Origin of the sequence: Variovorax sp. CCNWLW225 (assembly GCF_037204045.1) — a bacterium.
Classification (GTDB): domain Bacteria; phylum Pseudomonadota; class Gammaproteobacteria; order Burkholderiales; family Burkholderiaceae_C; genus Variovorax.
In genome coordinates this window covers 681,754-697,708 of record NZ_JBBCBV010000001.1, presented here as the reverse complement: position 1 = coordinate 697,708, position 15,955 = coordinate 681,754, and the positions used below count along the sequence as shown (strand labels likewise).

Genomic DNA, 15,955 nt, shown 5'->3' with positions numbered 1-15,955 from the left:
TTCCATTCTTTCTCACTGGAGCTACGACATGAAGAGCCTGATGCTGACCTTGACGCGCGGTGCCATCGCCGCGGCGCTGACTGCCTGCGGCGTTGCGAGCGCGCTTGCGGCCGACCTCAAGGTCGGCCTGAGCGTGTCGCTCTCGGGCCCCAACTCTTCGTTGGGCGTGCCATATGCGAAGGGCATGCAGGCCGCGCTGGCCTACAAGCCCGAGATCAATGGCCGCAAGGTGCAGCTCATCGTGCTGGACGACGGCTCCGACCCGACGACCGCCGGGCGCAATGCGCGCAAGCTTGTCGAAGAGGAGAAGGTCGACGTGCTCATGGGCACCTCGGGCGTGCCGGCCGCCATCGCGATGGCGCAGGTGGGCCGCGACGCGAAGACGCCGATGATCGGCCTCACGCCGATCCTGCTCGATGCGAACGAGAACTCGTGGGTCATGACGGTCGCGCAGCCCACGCAGCTGATGATCGATGCGGTGGTCGAGCGCATGAAGCGCAACAACGTCAAGACGGTGGGCTACATCGGTTTTACCGACGCCTGGGGCGACCTGGTCTACAACGCGCTCATGAAAGCCGCGCCAGAAGCCGGCATCAAGGTGGTGAGCAACGAGCGCTACGCGCGCGCCGATGCCTCCGTGACCGGGCAGGTGCTGAAGATCGTCGCGCTGCGGCCCGACGCGGTGATGACCGGCGGCGCCGGCACGCCGGGCGCGCTGCCGTTTCTCGCGCTGCAGGAGCGCGGCTACAAGGGCGGCGTGTACGGCCAGCACGGCCTCATCAACCCCGACTTCGTGCGCGTGGTCGGTGCCGCCGGCCAGAACGCACTGATGCCCACCGGCCCGGTGATCGTTGCCGAGCAGCTGCCGGACACCTACCCGACCAAGAAGATCGCGACCGATTTCCGCGCGGTGTTCCAGAAGGTCAACAACGCGCCGACCAGCGATGCCTTCTCGGCCTATTCCTTCGACGGCTGGCTGGTGTTTGCCGATGCCGCATCGCGCGCCATGAAGAAGGCCGAGCCGGGCACGGCGGAGTTTCGCGTGGCGCTGCGCGATGCCATCTTCAGCACCAAGGAGGTGGTGGGCACGCACGGCGTGTACAGCTTCAAGCCCGGCAGCCTCTACGGCGTGGACGAACGCGCCCGCGTGATCGTCAAGCTCGACAACGGCCAATGGAAGCTCGCACCTTGAACCGCTTGACGACGATGTTTTTGCCTGAGGTTTTCCTATGACGTGGGACGTCGCGCTGATCCTCATCACCGATGGCCTGGCCAACGGTGCCGTCTATCTGCTCGCCGGGCTCGGGCTGGTGCTGATCTTTTCCGTCACGCGGGTGGTGTTCGTGCCGTTCGGCGACATCGCGGCCTTTGCCGCACTGTCGCTGGCGGCCTTCGAAACCGGCCGCGTGCCGCCGACCATCGGCATGGTGGCGGTGCTCACGGCGCTGGCGCTGGCAACCGAAGTCGGCAGCCTGCTGCGGCGCGGCGAAGCCGCCCGCATTCCCAAGGCGGTGCTGATGTGGGGCGTGTTGCCCGCGATTCCCTGCGTGCTGGCGTGGCTTGCGGCAAAGCCGGGCGTGCCGGTGGCGGTGCATATCGCGGTGGCGGTGCTGCTGGTGGTGCCCATCGCGCCGCTGCTCGCACGGGTGGTGTTCCAGCCGATTGCCGACGCTTCGGTGCTGGTGCTGCTGATCGTTTCGCTGGCGCTGCACTTCCTGCTCTCGGGCCTGGGCCTGTTGTTCTTCGGCCCCGAAGGCTCGCGCACCACGCCGCTCACGAACGCGGTGTTCACGCTGGGCGATGGGTTCACCGTCAGTGGCCAGGTGGTGCTGATGGTGGGCGCGGCCATTGTGCTGAGCGGGCTGTTCTTCCTCGTGTTCGAGCGCACGGTGGCCGGCAAGGCGCTGCGTGCGACGGCGGTGAACCGGGTGGGCGCGCGGCTGGTCGGCATTCGGCCGGTGCGCACCGCGCTGCTGGCCTACGGTTGCGCCTCTCTGCTGGCCGGGCTCATCGGTGTGCTGATCGCGCCGGTAACGACCATGTACTACGACTCGGGTTTCATCATCGGCCTGAAAGCCTTCGTGGCCGCAATCATCGGCGGGCTCGTGAGCTACCCGATGACGGCCGTGGGCGCACTCGCGGTCGGCGTGGTGGAAAGCTTTGCGTCGTTCTGGAGCGGTGCGCTGAAAGACGTGATCGTGTTCAGCCTGCTCATACCGGTGCTCATGCTGCGCTCCTTCATGGCCGCGCACTCCGAAGAGGAAGAAGACGAGGTGGAGCAATGAACGGCAACCGCAAACGCATGGGCTTGATCGCCCTGGTCGTCGTCGTCCTGGCGCTGGTGCCGGCGGTGGCGGGCAGCTTCACGGTTTCGCTGCTCAACGACATCGGCATCGGCGCGCTGGTGGCGCTCGGGCTGGTGCTGCTCACCGGCGTGGGTGGGGCAACCTCGTTCGGGCAGGCGGCCTTCGTGGGCATTGCGGCCTATGCGACGGCGTGGCTCACGACCACGCAGGGCATGTCGCCATGGATCGGCCTCTTGTTCGCGCTGCTGCTCACCGGGCTGTCGGCCCTTGCCATCGGCATGCTCACGCTGCGGCTCGGCGGACACTTTCTGCCGCTGAGCACCATCGCGTGGGGCCTGTCGATCGCAATGCTGTTCGGGAACGTCGATGCGCTCGGGCGCCACACGGGGCTGTCGAACATTCCGGCGCTGCAGGTCGCGGGCTGGTCGCTGGCCGATCCGCGGTCGATGTACTACCTGATCTGGGTGGTGGTCGGGTTGGCCTGCCTGTTCAGCCACAACCTGCTGCAGTCGCGCCCCGGCCGTGCGATTCGCGGGCTGCGCGGCGGCGCCACGCTGCTGGCCAGCGTGGGGGCCGATGCCTACCGCGTGCGGCTTACGCTGTTTGTGACGGCCGCGCTCTTTGCGGGGCTGGCAGGCTGGCTCTATGCGCACATGAACCGCTTCGTGAGTCCGTCGCCGTTCGACGTGCGCGCGAGCATCGAGTACCTGCTGATGGCGGTGGCCGGCGGGCTCGGGCAGCTGGCTGGCGCGCTGGTGGGCGCGGCCCTGGTGCTGGTGTTGAAGAACGGCCTGCAGGACGTACTGCCCATGCTCACGCAGCGTGCCGGGCAGCTGGAGGCGGTGGCGTTCGCAACGCTCTTCATTCTGTTGCTGCACTTTGCGCGCGGCGGTCTCATGGGCCTGCTGCGGCGCTGGACGCGTCGCAGGGCCGGCTCGCAGGGTGCCTCGCGCTATGAAGCACCTGCGGTCGAACCGCTGCCGCACCGGCAACTGCCCGCGCGCGGCACGCAGGTGCTGTCGGTGAAGGGCGCGGTCAAGCGCTTCGGCGGGCTGGTGGCGGTGAACGACGTGAGCTTTGAAGTGAATGCGGGAGAAATCATCGGACTGATCGGCCCGAACGGCGCCGGCAAGTCGACGATGTTCAACCTGCTGACCTGCACGCTGCCGATGAGCGCGGGCCAGGTGCGCTTTCTGGAGCACGACATCGCCGGCATGCCGCAGCGCCAGGTGGCGCGGCTGGGGCTGGCGCGCACTTTCCAGCACGTGAAGCTGCGGCCGCACATGAGCCTGCTCGACAACGTGGCGCTGGGTGCGCATTCGCGTACGCGCTCGGGTGTCTTGAAAGCCGGCCTGCGGCTGGACCGCACCGAGGAAAGGCAGATCCTGCAGGAGGCGCAGCGCCAGCTCGACCGTATCGGCCTGGGCGACCGCGCGCATGAGCTCGCGGGCAGCCTGCCGCTGGGCACGCAGCGCATTCTCGAAATTGCGCGCGCGCTGGCTGCAGACCCGGTGCTGCTGGTGCTCGACGAGCCCGCGGCAGGCCTGCGCCGCAAGGAAAAGATGGCGCTCGGAGACCTGCTGCGCAAGCTGCGCGAGGAGGGCGTGACCATCCTGATCGTTGAACACGACATGGACTTCGTGATGAAACTGGTGGACCGGCTGGTGGTGATGAACTTCGGCTCCAAGCTCGTGGAGGGCGTGCCGTCGGCGGTGCGCGCCGACGAGCGTGTGCAAGCGGCTTACCTGGGGAGCGTTGTATGACCGCCGCACGGCCGCCCGAAGGCGCGGGCCCCCTTCAGGGGGTGCGCGAAGTACACGCAGTGACAAGCCTGGGGGTGACGAAATGACCGCGATGCTGGAGATTGGGGACCTGCATGTGTCTTACGGACAGGTCGAGGCAGTGCGTGGTGTGTCGCTCGACCTGCAGCCAGGGCAGATCATCTCGGTGATCGGCCCCAACGGCGCGGGCAAGACCACGCTGTTGGCTGCCGCCATGGGCCTGCTGCCCTGCAAGGGCACGCTGCGCTTCGAGGGCGAAGACCTGCAAGGGCTCGATGTGGAGGCGCGCGTGGAGCGCGGCCTGTGCCTTGTGCCCGAGAAGCGCGAATTGTTCGGCGAGCTCACCGTGCTGGACAACCTGCAGCTCGGCGCCTATGCCAAGCGGCTGCGCGGCGATGCGATGAAGAAGCGGCTGCAATCGGTATACGACCGGTTTCCGCGGCTCGCGGAGCGCCGCGCGCAGCGCGCCGACACGCTCTCGGGCGGCGAGCGCCAGATGCTGGCGGTGGGCCGCGCACTCATGTCGGCGCCGCGCCTGCTGATGCTCGACGAGCCCAGCCTCGGCCTTGCACCGCTCATCGTGCGCGACATTCTCACCATCGTGCGCAAGCTGCGCGAAGACGGCGTGTCGATCCTGCTGGTGGAGCAGAACGCGCGCGCCGCGCTTGAAACCTCGGACCACGGCTACGTGCTCGAAACCGGCGAGATCGCGCTTTCAGGCGCTTCGGCCGAGCTGGCGAGCGACCCGCGGGTGCAGGCCACCTATCTTGGCGGAGGCACGCACGATGACGAGTGAACCGCGCGCAGTGCCCCCGGCACAGCGAACGCTGCCGGCCATGCTGCAGCGGCAGGCGGCAGTGTTCGGTACGCGCCCGTTGCTGCGCATTGCGGGCTCTCGCTGGTCGCATGCCGATGCGGCACACGCGGCCGGCACTCGCGCCGGCGTGCTCGCGCAAGCCGGTGTCGAACGCGGAGACCGCGTGGCCGTGATGTGCGGCAACCGCATCGAGTTTCTTGAGACTTTTCTCGGTGCCGGTTGGATCGGCGCTTCGACGGTACCGATCAACACTGCCTCCATGGGGCCGCAGATCGGGTACTTTCTTGCGCACAGCGAAGCGAAGCTGTTGGTCATCGAAGCGAGCTTTCTGAACCGCCTGCAGGCCGCGGACCTGGGGCGAACGAAGCTCAAGGAAATCTGGGTCATCGGCGAGGCGGCTGGCGGAGAACCTGCCGCGTGGCTGGCGCCGGCCAGCGTGCGTGTGCTGGCGTATCCCTCCGGCGGCGCCGCCGTTGCGCCGGCCGATGTGCAGCCGGGCGACCCGCTCGCCATTCTGTATACCTCTGGTACCACGGGGCCCGCCAAGGGCGTGATCTGCCCGCACGCGCAGTATTTCTGGTGGGGTGTGAACAGCGCCGAGGTGCTCGGCGTGGCGGCGGACGACGTGCTGTGCACCACGCTGCCGCTCTTTCACATCAATGCGCTCAACACCCTTGCGCAAGCCGCGCTCACAGGCTCCGAGGTCGTCTTCGAAACTCGCTTCTCGGCTTCGGGTTTCTGGCCTTCTATGCATGCGACCGGTGCCACCGTGGTCTACCTGCTGGGCGCCATGGTGCCGATACTGCTTGCGCAGCCCGCGGGCGAGGGTGAGCGCAACCATCGCGTGCGCGTCGGACTTGGGCCTGGTGTGCCCGAGGCCGCCGGCAAGGCATTTTTCGAGCGCACCGGCGTACGCCTGCTCGAAGGCTATGGTTCCACCGAGACCAACTTTGCCATTGCCACCGCGCCCGATTCGCCGCGCGGCGGCGTCATGGGGTGGCTGCGGCCCGGCTTCCAGGCACGCGTTGCCGATGAAGGCGATGCGGAGCTGCCGGCCGGAGAAGCCGGCGAGCTGCTGCTGCGCGCAGACGAGCCGTATGCCTTCGCAAGCGGCTACTTCAAAATGCCCGAGAAGACGGTCGAGGCCTGGCGCAATCTCTGGTTTCACACCGGCGACCGCGTGGTGCGCGACGCCGACGGAGCCTTCAGGTTTGTCGACCGCATCAAGGATGCGATCCGCAGGCGCGGCGAAAACATTTCTTCGTTCGAGGTCGAGCAGGTGCTGCTGAGCCATCGCAGTGTTGCGTCGTGTGCGGTGTACCCGGTGCGCTCCGAACTGGCTGAGGACGAAGTCATGGCCGCGCTGGTGCCGCGCGAGGGCGAGCGCATCGATCCGCTGGAACTGATGAGCTTCTGCGAAAGCCGCCTGCCGTATTTTGCGGTGCCCCGCTATGTCGATGTATTGCCCGACCTGCCGCGCACCGAGAACGGCAAGGTTCAGAAGTTCAAGCTGCGCGAGCGCGGGGTAGGCGCGCAGACCTGGGACCGTGCGCTGAACAAGCGATAAGCCACATTCGCTAGAATAGTTCAGAACTAAACATTTCAGGTATGCATGCAAATCCATTGACCGGCCGCCACGCCCTGGTGACTGGCGCCGCGCGCGGCATCGGAGCCGAAATCGCCCGCACCCTCGCCGCCGAAGGCGCTACGCTGACCTTGCTCGGGCGCGACATCGATTCGCTCCAGCGCGTGGCCGCCTCGCTCCAGGGCCAAGGCCATGGTGTCGTGGCCGCCGACGTGGCCGATGCGCAAGCGGTACAGGCCGCCTTCGCGCAGGCACGCGCCGGGCGAGGGCCCATCGCAATCCTGGTGAACAACGCCGGCGCCGCCGAAAGCGCGCCTTTTCTCAAGACCTCGGTCGAACTGTGGCAGCGCATGCTGTCGGTCAACCTGACGGGCAGCTTCTTGTGCGCGCAGGCGGCACTGCCCGACATGCTCGAGGCGGGCTGGGGCCGCATCGTCAACATTGCGAGCACCGCCGGCCAGAAGGGCTATGCCTATGTGGCCGCCTACACAGCGGCCAAGCATGGCGTGATCGGCCTCACGCGCTCGCTGGCGCTCGAAGTGGCCCGCAAGGGCGTGACGGTGAACGCGGTATGCCCCGGCTATACCGACACCGACATCCTGCGCGCGAGCGTCGCCAACGTGGTCGGCAAGACCGGCCGCAGCGAAGCCGATGCATTGGCCGAGTTTTCCAACGTCAATCCGCAGCGGCGCATCGTGCAGCCCGCCGAGGTGGCCGATGCGGTGCGCTGGCTGTGCGGCGAGGGCGCGGCCTCCGTCACCGGGCAGTCGGTATCGGTTTCCGGCGGGGAGGTCATGTAATGCGCAACGATGCCTCGCACGCCGCGCTCAGCGATGCCGAAGAACTCGGCCACGAGGCGCGCGCGGGCCGTGAAGACCACGCCATGCTCAAGCTGTGGCTGCGCATGCTCGCAAGCACCACGCAGATCGAGGCCGAAATTCGGCGCCGGCTGCGCGAGCGCTTCGGCATTTCGCTGGCGCGCTTCGACTACATGGCGCAGCTCTATCGCTACGAAGAGGGCCTGAAGATGCGCGTGCTGTCGCGCTACCTGATGGTGACGGGCGGCAACGTTACCGGCCTCACGGACGAGCTCGAGCGCGACGGCGTGGTGGCGCGCGCACACAGCCCCGACGATCGCCGCTCGTGGATCGTGAGCCTCACGCCCAAGGGCCGCGCCAGCTTCGAGACCATGGCCAAGGAGCACGAGCAATGGATTCTCGAAATGTTCTCGGGCCTCGACATGAAGACCGTCAAGCAGATGCATGCGCAACTCGGGCAGCTTCGCGTGCACGTGATGCGCAGCGAGCCCTCGGGCGAGGAGGGCTGATGACCGCAAGCCAGAAGGAAGCGCCCCAGGCCGATTTCCGCCGCACGCGGATGATCCGCTTTTCCGACTGCGATCCGGCGGGCATCGTGTTCTACCCGCAGTACTTCGTCATGCTCAACGGGCTGGTGGAAGACTGGGTGAGCGAAGGGCTCGGCATCGACTACCACGCGCTCATCTCGGAGCGGCGCGTCGGCTTGCCCACGGTGCGGTTGGAGGCCGACTTTCGCGCGGTGAGCCGCATGGGCGACCAGGTGGCGCTCGGCCTGTCGGTCGAGCGGCTGGGTTCGCGCTCGATCTCGCTCGTCCTGCGCTGCTTCGAGCCGGCCGGCGGTGAACTGCGCATGCAGGTGAAGCAGGTGCTGGTGACGACTTCGCTCGAGAGCCATCGCGCGGTGGAAATTCCGCAAGACTTGCGCGCGGCCATCCTGCGCATGTCGCCTTCTTCTGTTGCCTAAGAAAAGGCTCAGGCCGGCGGCTCTTCGCCAGCGCCGTGTGCGCGCTGCTTGAGCCAGCCGCTGAGCTCTTTTTTCCCCTTTGCGTTGGCCTGGCGCCAGGCCTCGCGCGCGGCCGCAATGAAGCGCTCTTCAGCCGCGTCGGGCACTTCGGAGGCGCGGTCTTCCTCGTCGAGCCAGCCAGTTTCTACTTCGCAGTGCCGCTCGATCTGCCGCGCCAGGGTGTCGCCGATCGGCCGCGAGCTCTTGATCTGGCTCCACATGCTGGGGGAGATTTCGATCTTCCTGGCAAAGGCCTGGTCCAGCCCCTTGGCGGGCAGGCCGGCTGCAATGGCCCCTTCGAGAAAGCGGCGGTGCAGCGCAAGAACATTGCGGCGGCGCGCGACGGTGAGATTGGGCACTGTTTGAAAACGACGACGAGGGGACGAGAACGATTGTCCCGGTTGTCGACGGTGCCGTAAACACTATTTACAGCCCGAAAGAGTAGGGAAGCGGCAGCCCCCAGAGCGGCAGGCTCAGCGGCTGAAGCCCCCGAAGACGCCGTAGGCGATGATCCCGGCGGTTGCAAGGCCGCCGACGATCAGGCAGATCACCTTGGTGGTGCGGCCGCTGCGGCGGCTTGAACGGGCCCAGTGCTCCGGACCGATCAGGTCGATGGGAACAGTGGGTTTGCCTAAGTCTGACGCCTTTTCCATGACAGGAAATATAGCGTAGCCCGCGGGGCGGAACAAAAAAATACCCGCCGAGGCGGGTGCAACGAGCTTGAGCTTCGAAACTTTATGCGCCCCTGTCGCCGGAGTTCTTGTTCTTCTTGCGATGCATGACAGCAACCCGCAAGATGCCATGCCAATCGCCTTTTCGGCGCGGGACAGGGCCGGATGCTGGTGAAATCACTTTAGAAAAGTGTGAAATATTGCCGTATGGACAAAGAAATCATCACTGAAAGCCTGAAGCGGGCGCTGGAAAGCTGGGTTCGCCACGCTTCCGCCGAACAACTGTGGAGTGTGCTCCAGGCGGGCGGGCTGGGTGCATCCATCGACGTGGAAGGCGATGCCGTTCACGTCCGCGTCGACCTCGGCGGGCCGCCCAACCCGCTGTCGGAACTGGGCCGAACCGACGGGCGCCTGCCGGTCACGGAGGCTTTTCTCGGCGAAAGCGCCATCTGGGGCAAGCCGCCTCCGCAGGGCGACGATACGCGCGAGCAATGGTTCCTGGCGAGCGAACTGGCCCAGCAGCATGCCCGGCAATACCTGATTGCGGAAGTGGGCGAGAAGCGCGAACTGTTGTCGCGCTTTGTCGAAGGGTGGATGGTGGGTTGAAGGACCGCTGGCCACGGTAAGCGGCGAGGGGCTGTTCAATCCGCCCGGGTAACAAGCACGTCCCCTATCTGCGGCCCGTCGACGATTGCACCGGCCGAGTCGTGCGCCACTTCGATGCCGACCCCGCAGCTATCGGCGTCCATCTCCCACACCCAGCCGTAAAGCTCGCGCGGGCTGCCCTTGGGCGACATGAGCGGCATGTTCATCCGCAGGCCGTGGTTGCTTCCCAGGTTCACCCTGACCATCACGGTCGATTCTTCGGGATCGCTTTCTGCACTGACCTCGATGATCGTGGCCCGCAGCGGTTCGCGGTGAAGGAGGGCTTGCAGTGCGGCCGGCAGGTCTTCGAAGGGCGGGGCGGTCGTTCCGTCGGGCTCGTCGGCAGGAAAGGGATCGCTCAACCGCACGGGCCGAAAGTAGTGTTCAGACCGGCCCATCGTTCCATCGGCACCGATGGACGTTGCGATGTCTTCGATGGCACCTTCTTGCAGCAGCCACGATTCGCCGCCGCTTTGCATGACGTACAAGCGCTCGTCGTTGGCATCGCTGCCGAGTGAATCGTCGTTCAGCTCTACGTCGAGCTGCATCAGGCGGGCGCCGCCGTCTGTTTCGACGACCTCGTACGGTCCGCTGTAGTGCCGCACGCCCACTGCCTCGCCCGTCTTTTCGTCGTTCTCCCAGAACAGCAGTTGGTAGCCGCCATTGCCGTCGAGCGCGAGCAGCCGGCGCCAGTCGATGTAGGTCGACAGGAAGAGTCCGCTTGGGCGGTCGCTGTCTCTTTCCGTGTTCTCGAAGGCCTCGCGGTATTCTGCGGGCATGGCCGCGTAAACGCTGTTGGGCGGCGATGCAGGCGGGGCGCTTTCGCGATCGACCTCCGCGCGGAGCTTCTGGTGGAGCGCCAGCGCATCGGTCTTGACGATCTTGAGCATCTGCATGGACAGCAGCATCGGATCGACGTAGTAGACCTCGCCGGCCGCAAGCGGGCCGGTTTCGCGCTGCGCTGTTTCGAGCATGTCCGGGCGGATGAATTCATCGACAGAGTCCGCATCGCTCAGCACGCTGTTGAAGAAATCCACCGCGTCCCAACTGAGGATGCTGGTGCTGCGCGTGACGGGGTTCAGCGTTGCCACGTCCTCGTCCGTTGCGGTGAGCTTCCGGTAGAAGAGCAGGGTGCCGAACGGCGTGATCGCAAACGGCACTCGCACCACGGTATCTTGTGGCGAAGCAACGATCCACCGGTCGAGCGTGGCTTGCCATGCATCCGGATCGATCAGGCAGAGCTGCCGGTGTCCGTACAGCCCCAGGCCGTGCTTGCGCCAGAGCTCGAGCATTGCCGCGGGCAGCCGGCCTTCATACCTTTGCAGCAGCTCCTGCGTGGCGGGCACACAGCCGGCATGCGGCGGGTTCGCCTTGATGAATGGATGGAGCTTGATTCGACCGAACATGGACTTCCGTTTTCTCAAGAATGCGATGAGCCCGGATTCTGCGTGAGTCGGCTCCCCTGGGGATTGCGCACGCAAAACCGGCGCGTCATGATCCGCACCCGATGACCGCGCGGCCCCAAGGCCGATTCACCGGCCTGTCACGCAGGGCGCCTAAGTTCCGCTCGCACACCAACCAGGAGACTTGCCTTGAACCACCTGAAGAAGATCTGCACAGCCATGCTCGGCCTGGGCATGTTGTTTGTGGCCGCCACACCGGCCACCGCGCACGAAGAACGCGCGCGCCGACGCGCCGACAACGCGCCGCTGGTCATCGGGCACCGGGGCGGCGCCAACGGCTACCTGCCCGAGCACACGCTCGAGGCCTACGCGCTGGGCATCTCTCTGGGCGCCGACTACATCGAACCCGACCTTGTCGCCACGAAGGATGGCCACCTGATCGCGCGCCACGAGCCCAACCTCATCGACACCACCAACGTGAAGGACCTGCCGCAGTTCGCAAACCGCCGGCGCACGGTGGTGCTCGACGGCGTTCCGACCGATGGCTTCTTTGCCAGCGACTTCACCCTGGCCGAGATCAAGCAACTGCGCGCGGTGCAGTCTTTTCCCGAGCGCGACCAATCCTTCAACGGCAGGTTCCAGGTTCCGACGCTGACCGAGGTGATCGACCTGGCCAAGCGCAAGTCGCGCGAAGAGGGCAGGCGCATCGGCATCTATCCGGAGACCAAGCATCCGACCTATCACCAGGCCATCGGGCTTCCGTTGGAAGACCGCCTTCTGGCCGTGCTGAGTGCCGCGGGCTGGAACCAGCGCAATGCGCCGGTCTTCATCCAGTCGTTCGAAACCGCCAATCTTCGTTATCTGCGCAGCAAGACGAGCGTGCGGCTAATCCAGTTGGTGGACGCGAATGACGTCAAGCCCGACGGCTCGCTGGACTTCAGCAAGCCTTACGACAAGCCCTACGACTGGGTCGTGTCGAACCGCGACGGCCAGTTCAAGGATTTGGTGACGCCCCGCGGCCTGCAAGAGGTCAGGGGCTATGCGGACGGTATCGGGCCCTGGAAGCCGTACCTGATTTCAAGCGCCTGCAAGTCGGTGCAGAACGGCGCGTGCGCCGACGTGACGGGCGACGGCGTGGTCGACGATCGCGATCGCGTGCTGCTGCCGCCCACCGACGTGATCGCGAATGCGCATCGGCTGGGACTGCTGGTGCATCCGTACACCTTCCGCAGCGAGCAGAAGCGGCTGACCGGCAGCTTCGGCGGCAACCCCGTCAACGAGTACCTCGCGTTCTACGAGGCCGGCGTTGATGGCTTGTTCAGCGATTTCGCGGACACGGCAGTGGCTGCGCGTGCGATGTTCCTGCTCAAGCACGACCCTGACTACGCCGGCTGCCTGGTCAACTCGCGCAAGTGCGAGCGCAACAACGATTGAGGCAGAGGGTCCGCCCCTATCGGTCACCAGGCCGGTGCTTCTTCGGCGACTGCAGAAGCGACCGGCATCGGCTGACTCGGAACCGAAACCGCGGGTGCCAGGCCGATGCCGGCGGCAAACCATCGAAAGGTGTTGGTCTGGTGGTCTCCGCGGCCCGTGGTCCGCACGAACAGATAGCCGGACGTTGCATTGCCCAGCTCGTCGACCGGAATTCCCGCCGATCGAAGCGCAGCGATCTCGCCGCTGGCGCTCATGTCGAGCGGCAATTGCAATGTGATGGTCGCGTTGTGAATGACTTGATTGAGCATTGCATCGGCCTCCGGTAAAAGTCCGCAGCATCCGCCTTGCCATGCTCATCTGTGTGCGGGTGTGCGGTAAAAAATGTGACTTTTTCGCATGTGGCCGCCGCCTCTCAGGAAGCGGTGAGCGCCCCGTGGGAAGTGGGCTGGAGAGGCGGTTGGCGAATCCGCTGCACGGAGTTGCAAGTGCGGAGGCCAAAAAAGAAAAAACCTCCCTGCAGTGAAGCGGGAGGTTTTTTTCTTTCTTGCAGAAGACCGTCGGCGATTGCAGAACAGTCCCGGCAAAAAAATAGCGCGGGAACCGCGCTACTTCTGGTGTTGGTGGTGGGCCCTGAGTGACTCGAACACTCGACCTACGGATTAAGAGTCCGCTGCTCTACCAACTGAGCTAAGAGCCCTTGCGCTCAAAACGTTGTGCGTTTTTAGGCAAGACCGCAAGTATAGCGTAAAAATTCCGGGGCTCAACGATTTTGTGCGGGGCGGCGGTAGGATTCGCCATCATCGACGGGCCTGGCCCTCAACCAAGGAGATTTTCCATGACCGATCCAATCACCGAGCTGCCGCATGTCGTGATCACCGGGGCCGCGGGTGCACTGGGCCGCGCGGTGGCCCAGCATTTTCTTGCGCAGGGCGCCCGCCTTGCGTTGATCGATCACCGCGCAGACCATTTGAACGAGGTCTTTCCGGGCCTGGACAATTCGCAGCACCTGCTGCTCGCGGGAGACGTGACGTCGCCGTCCGAAATGGCGGACCTGTCGGGCCAGGCGCTCAAGGCTTTCGGCCGCATCGATGCGCTGGTTCACATTGCCGGCGGCTTCGAGATGGGCGAGGCGACCCATTCGCTCTCGCGCGCAAGCTGGGACCGGATGATGAACCTCAACGCCTGGTCTTTCGTTGCGGTCACGCAGGCGGTGCTGCCTTCGATGATCGAGCGCGGCGCCGGGCGCATCGTTGCGGTTACCGCCAAGGTGGCGGCGCGCGGCCTGCCTGCCATGGCAGCCTACATCGCATCGAAGAGCGCGCTGCAGCGGCTGGTGGAAGCCATGGCCGCCGAAGCCGCACCGCATGGCGTGGCCGTCAACAGCGTTGCGCCCAGCGTGCTCGACACGCCGGCCAACCGGCAGGCCATGCCTGACGCGAATCCGGCGGAATGGGTGTCGACTTCGGTCGCCGCGCAGACCATCGCTTTCCTGGCATCGCCCGCCGCCGCGGCGCTGCACGGACAGCACCTGACGCTCGACACCTGACGCGCGGCACCTGATTCACAAATGAACAAACGCCCTGGCGCAACGCCAGGGCGTTTTGCTTTGCGCCGCCGCAAAGACAGCCGCCAAGCGAGGCAGGCGCTTTGTCATGGGTGCGGCGGGCGGGGGCGGGGCGATTGTCTCCCTCCAGAAGGGGCGCATCGCTCATGTGCGCAGAGCGCGCAATTTCTACAGTGACTCCACGGCAAAACGCTTCGATCCGGTTCGGATGAAAGGCGGCGCCGGTTGGCTACCTCACTGGAGAACACGCATGGAACCGATCGAACTGCTGCCAAGAACCTTCATGAACCTGCTGCGTGAAGACGCCGGCATGTCGTTCATGGAGTTTGCGCTCATCGGCGCGCTGGTGCTGGTTGTGTGCCTGCTCCTGCTGCTGGCGATACGGCGCAGCGCCTGAAGTGCCACTGACCCTGTCCATACGGAGCACAGACCTCATGACGGAACTCGACGCTTTCCTCGATCTGCTGATGCTCCTGGCGTCGGACTTCCGCATGGGCGGGCTCTTCGTTCTCCTGGTGATGGCCGCGGTCAGCGATGTGCGCTTCTACCGCATTCCCAACTGGCTCACCTTCGGCGGCGCGGTGTTCGCAATCATCTACGGCACCTTCGCGGCGCGTACGCCGATGACAGGCGCGATGAACGCGCTGGGCGGGCTGGGCACCGGCTTCGCGATCATGCTGCCGTTCTATGTGCTGCGGATCATGGGCGCGGGCGACGTCAAGCTGATGGCGATGGTCGGCGCGTTTCTCGGTCCCCAGCAAACGCTGCAGGCCATCCTGTTCACCTGCATTGCCGGCGGCTTCGCGGCCGTGGCGGTGGCGATTCACCGGCGCCGTCTGGGCCACATGCTGGCCAACGTCAAGGGCGCGGCGCAGGGCATCGTCGTCTCCGGCATTGCGGGCATCCGGCCGAGCGGCGCGATCGACACGCGGCAATCCATCGGAAAACTGCCTTACGGCATCTGCATTTGCGTGGGGACGATTGCACAGGTCCTGGCGCATCAGTTGGGCTTCGTCTAGCCCGTCCCATCCCTCATCCATTCATCCACGGCGGAGATTCGCATGAAAAACATCAAGGCGCTCGGGCTGCTTCTGCTGGCCCTCCTGACCGGCCTGGCGGCCGCGGTCTACGCAGCGGGCTGGGTCTCCCGACAGGGAGGCATCGCATCCAACAAGGTGGTGGTGGCCGCGGTCGACATCGAACTGGGCAGCCGGGTCAATCCCCAGATGCTGTCGCTGGTCGACTGGCCGAGCGGCTCGCTGCCACCCGGTTCGTTCACGGATGCCAAGTCGCTCGAAGACCGCGTGGTCAAGGTCGGCGTGCTGCGCGGCGAGGCCATCCTCGAAGGCAAGCTCGCGCCGGTCGGCACGCAGGGCGGGCTCTCGGCGGTCATTGCCAGCGGCAAGCGCGCGATGACCGTGCGGGTCAACGACGTGGTCGGCGTGGCGGGCTTTGCGCTGCCGGGCAACTACGTCGACGTGATGGTCAACGCGCAGCAGGACAAGAACCGCGGCGAAGAGGGCCGCCAGATCAGCAAGACCGTGCTCGAAAAAGTGCTGGTGCTGGCCGTGGCGCAAGAGGCCAACCGCGACGACACCAAGCCGAAGGTGGTCAGCGCCGTGACGCTGGAGCTCTCGCTCGAAGACTCCGAAAAGCTCGACCTGGCGCGCAGCGTGGGAACCCTCTCGCTGGTGCTGCGCAACCAGATGGACAAGACCACGGTGGCCACAGCGGGCATCACCAAGGGCCAGTTGTTCGGCGAGAAGGAAATCCTGCCGATCGCCACCACCGTGGCAGCCCGGCCGGCCCCTGCGCGAGTGCCGCGTACGGCTCCCGTGGCGTTGCGGCAATCCGAATGCGTGGAAGTGATCCAGCACGCAGCCCGCTCGCTCACCTGCTTCTGATCACCCAGTCCGGAGGAACCACAA

The 15,955-nt window shown here is 65.7% G+C and carries 18 protein-coding genes and 1 tRNA gene; 14 read left to right on the top strand and 5 right to left on the bottom strand.

Annotation, left to right across the window (positions count from 1 at the left end):
- The first annotated feature begins 28 nt into the window (after positions 1-28).
- From V9L20_RS03365 to V9L20_RS03330, 8 genes are all read left to right on the top strand, one after another.
- Entirely contained in the window at positions 29-1,192 is a 1,164-nt protein-coding gene (locus V9L20_RS03365) for an ABC transporter substrate-binding protein (protein ID WP_337295488.1), read from the top strand.
- Positions 1,193-1,229: 37 nt separating this feature from the next.
- Positions 1,230-2,285 (top strand): branched-chain amino acid ABC transporter permease, encoded by a 1,056-nt coding sequence (locus V9L20_RS03360; RefSeq protein ID WP_337295487.1) that lies wholly within the window; start codon positions 1,230-1,232, stop codon positions 2,283-2,285.
- Complete coding sequence (locus tag V9L20_RS03355; RefSeq protein WP_337295486.1) at positions 2,282-4,069, top strand: branched-chain amino acid ABC transporter ATP-binding protein/permease; 1,788 nt, start codon at positions 2,282-2,284, stop codon at positions 4,067-4,069. Before V9L20_RS03360 ends, V9L20_RS03355 begins: the two co-directional genes overlap by 4 nt.
- An 82-nt stretch (positions 4,070-4,151) precedes the next feature.
- Positions 4,152-4,883 (top strand): ABC transporter ATP-binding protein, encoded by a 732-nt coding sequence (locus tag V9L20_RS03350; protein WP_157612906.1) that lies wholly within the window; start codon positions 4,152-4,154, stop codon positions 4,881-4,883.
- Positions 4,873-6,471, top strand: coding sequence for an ATP-dependent acyl-CoA ligase (locus V9L20_RS03345; RefSeq protein WP_337295485.1), 1,599 nt, complete (start codon positions 4,873-4,875; stop codon positions 6,469-6,471). Before V9L20_RS03350 ends, V9L20_RS03345 begins: the two co-directional genes overlap by 11 nt.
- A 41-nt stretch (positions 6,472-6,512) precedes the next feature.
- Positions 6,513-7,289 (top strand): SDR family NAD(P)-dependent oxidoreductase, encoded by a 777-nt coding sequence (locus tag V9L20_RS03340; RefSeq protein ID WP_337295484.1) that lies wholly within the window; start codon positions 6,513-6,515, stop codon positions 7,287-7,289.
- Entirely contained in the window at positions 7,289-7,816 is a 528-nt protein-coding gene (locus V9L20_RS03335) for a MarR family winged helix-turn-helix transcriptional regulator (protein WP_258504903.1), read from the top strand. Before V9L20_RS03340 ends, V9L20_RS03335 begins: the two co-directional genes overlap by 1 nt.
- Positions 7,816-8,271, top strand: coding sequence for an acyl-CoA thioesterase (locus V9L20_RS03330; RefSeq protein ID WP_337295483.1), 456 nt, complete (start codon positions 7,816-7,818; stop codon positions 8,269-8,271). Before V9L20_RS03335 ends, V9L20_RS03330 begins: the two co-directional genes overlap by 1 nt.
- A gap of 8 nt (positions 8,272-8,279) precedes the next feature.
- Here V9L20_RS03330 and V9L20_RS03325 read toward each other — a convergent pair whose 3' ends face one another.
- Both V9L20_RS03325 and V9L20_RS03320 read right to left on the bottom strand, forming a co-directional pair.
- Entirely contained in the window at positions 8,280-8,669 is a 390-nt protein-coding gene (locus tag V9L20_RS03325; protein WP_337295482.1) for a hypothetical protein, read from the bottom strand.
- A gap of 114 nt (positions 8,670-8,783) precedes the next feature.
- The gene (locus V9L20_RS03320) at positions 8,784-8,963 is read right to left on the bottom strand and encodes a hypothetical protein (RefSeq protein ID WP_157612912.1); all 180 of its coding nucleotides are present in this window, start codon (positions 8,961-8,963) and stop codon (positions 8,784-8,786) included.
- 225 nt (positions 8,964-9,188) lie between these two features.
- Between V9L20_RS03320 and V9L20_RS03315 the strand changes: the two genes are divergently transcribed.
- Positions 9,189-9,587, top strand: coding sequence for a hypothetical protein (locus tag V9L20_RS03315; protein ID WP_337295481.1), 399 nt, complete (start codon positions 9,189-9,191; stop codon positions 9,585-9,587).
- Between the two features lie 35 nt (positions 9,588-9,622).
- Here the strand turns inward: V9L20_RS03315 and V9L20_RS03310 are convergent, their stop codons facing one another.
- A complete protein-coding gene (locus tag V9L20_RS03310; RefSeq protein ID WP_337295480.1) occupies positions 9,623-11,032 on the bottom strand; it encodes a GAD-like domain-containing protein in 1,410 nt (469 codons plus the stop codon).
- A 186-nt stretch (positions 11,033-11,218) separates the two neighbouring features.
- Here V9L20_RS03310 and V9L20_RS03305 point away from each other — a divergent pair, with 186 nt between their 5' ends.
- Positions 11,219-12,463 (top strand): glycerophosphodiester phosphodiesterase, encoded by a 1,245-nt coding sequence (locus V9L20_RS03305; protein WP_337295479.1) that lies wholly within the window; start codon positions 11,219-11,221, stop codon positions 12,461-12,463.
- Positions 12,464-12,486: 23 nt separating this feature from the next.
- Here the strand turns inward: V9L20_RS03305 and V9L20_RS03300 are convergent, their stop codons facing one another.
- Positions 12,487-12,771, bottom strand: coding sequence for a hypothetical protein (locus V9L20_RS03300; RefSeq protein ID WP_258504913.1), 285 nt, complete (start codon positions 12,769-12,771; stop codon positions 12,487-12,489).
- Between the two features lie 313 nt (positions 12,772-13,084).
- Positions 13,085-13,160, bottom strand: a tRNA-Lys gene (locus V9L20_RS03295).
- Between the two features lie 138 nt (positions 13,161-13,298).
- On the opposite strand from V9L20_RS03295, the gene V9L20_RS03290 reads away from it, so the two are divergent.
- From V9L20_RS03290 to cpaB, 4 genes are all read left to right on the top strand, one after another.
- Positions 13,299-14,009: an SDR family NAD(P)-dependent oxidoreductase gene (locus V9L20_RS03290; protein ID WP_258504914.1), complete on the top strand. Its 711-nt coding sequence runs from the start codon at positions 13,299-13,301 to the stop codon at positions 14,007-14,009.
- A gap of 268 nt (positions 14,010-14,277) precedes the next feature.
- The gene (locus V9L20_RS03285; RefSeq protein WP_258504915.1) at positions 14,278-14,424 is read left to right on the top strand and encodes a hypothetical protein; all 147 of its coding nucleotides are present in this window, start codon (positions 14,278-14,280) and stop codon (positions 14,422-14,424) included.
- Positions 14,425-14,461: 37 nt separating this feature from the next.
- On the top strand, positions 14,462-15,046 hold the full coding sequence (locus V9L20_RS03280) for an A24 family peptidase (protein WP_337295478.1): 585 nt from the start codon (positions 14,462-14,464) through the stop codon (positions 15,044-15,046).
- A 42-nt stretch (positions 15,047-15,088) separates the two neighbouring features.
- The gene (cpaB, locus tag V9L20_RS03275; RefSeq protein WP_258504918.1) at positions 15,089-15,931 is read left to right on the top strand and encodes a Flp pilus assembly protein CpaB; all 843 of its coding nucleotides are present in this window, start codon (positions 15,089-15,091) and stop codon (positions 15,929-15,931) included.
- Positions 15,932-15,955 lie beyond the last annotated feature (24 nt).

Bases quoted from the DNA above. Each gene is read 5' to 3' on its own strand.
- V9L20_RS03365 (WP_337295488.1), top strand. From the start codon at position 29: ATGAAGAGCCTGATGCTGACCTTGACGCGCGGTGCCATCGCCGCGGCG.
- V9L20_RS03360 (WP_337295487.1), top strand. From the start codon at position 1,230: ATGACGTGGGACGTCGCGCTGATCCTCATCACCGATGGCCTGGCCAAC.
- V9L20_RS03355 (WP_337295486.1), top strand. From the start codon at position 2,282: ATGAACGGCAACCGCAAACGCATGGGCTTGATCGCCCTGGTCGTCGTC.
- V9L20_RS03350 (WP_157612906.1), top strand. From the start codon at position 4,152: ATGACCGCGATGCTGGAGATTGGGGACCTGCATGTGTCTTACGGACAG.
- V9L20_RS03345 (WP_337295485.1), top strand. From the start codon at position 4,873: ATGACGAGTGAACCGCGCGCAGTGCCCCCGGCACAGCGAACGCTGCCG.
- V9L20_RS03340 (WP_337295484.1), top strand. From the start codon at position 6,513: ATGCATGCAAATCCATTGACCGGCCGCCACGCCCTGGTGACTGGCGCC.
- V9L20_RS03335 (WP_258504903.1), top strand. From the start codon at position 7,289: ATGCGCAACGATGCCTCGCACGCCGCGCTCAGCGATGCCGAAGAACTC.
- V9L20_RS03330 (WP_337295483.1), top strand. From the start codon at position 7,816: ATGACCGCAAGCCAGAAGGAAGCGCCCCAGGCCGATTTCCGCCGCACG.
- V9L20_RS03320 (WP_157612912.1), bottom strand. From the start codon at position 8,963: ATGGAAAAGGCGTCAGACTTAGGCAAACCCACTGTTCCCATCGACCTG.
- V9L20_RS03315 (WP_337295481.1), top strand. From the start codon at position 9,189: ATGGACAAAGAAATCATCACTGAAAGCCTGAAGCGGGCGCTGGAAAGC.
- V9L20_RS03310 (WP_337295480.1), bottom strand. From the start codon at position 11,032: ATGTTCGGTCGAATCAAGCTCCATCCATTCATCAAGGCGAACCCGCCG.
- V9L20_RS03300 (WP_258504913.1), bottom strand. From the start codon at position 12,771: ATGCTCAATCAAGTCATTCACAACGCGACCATCACATTGCAATTGCCG.
- V9L20_RS03290 (WP_258504914.1), top strand. From the start codon at position 13,299: ATGACCGATCCAATCACCGAGCTGCCGCATGTCGTGATCACCGGGGCC.
- V9L20_RS03285 (WP_258504915.1), top strand. From the start codon at position 14,278: ATGGAACCGATCGAACTGCTGCCAAGAACCTTCATGAACCTGCTGCGT.
- V9L20_RS03280 (WP_337295478.1), top strand. From the start codon at position 14,462: ATGACGGAACTCGACGCTTTCCTCGATCTGCTGATGCTCCTGGCGTCG.
- cpaB (WP_258504918.1), top strand. From the start codon at position 15,089: ATGAAAAACATCAAGGCGCTCGGGCTGCTTCTGCTGGCCCTCCTGACC.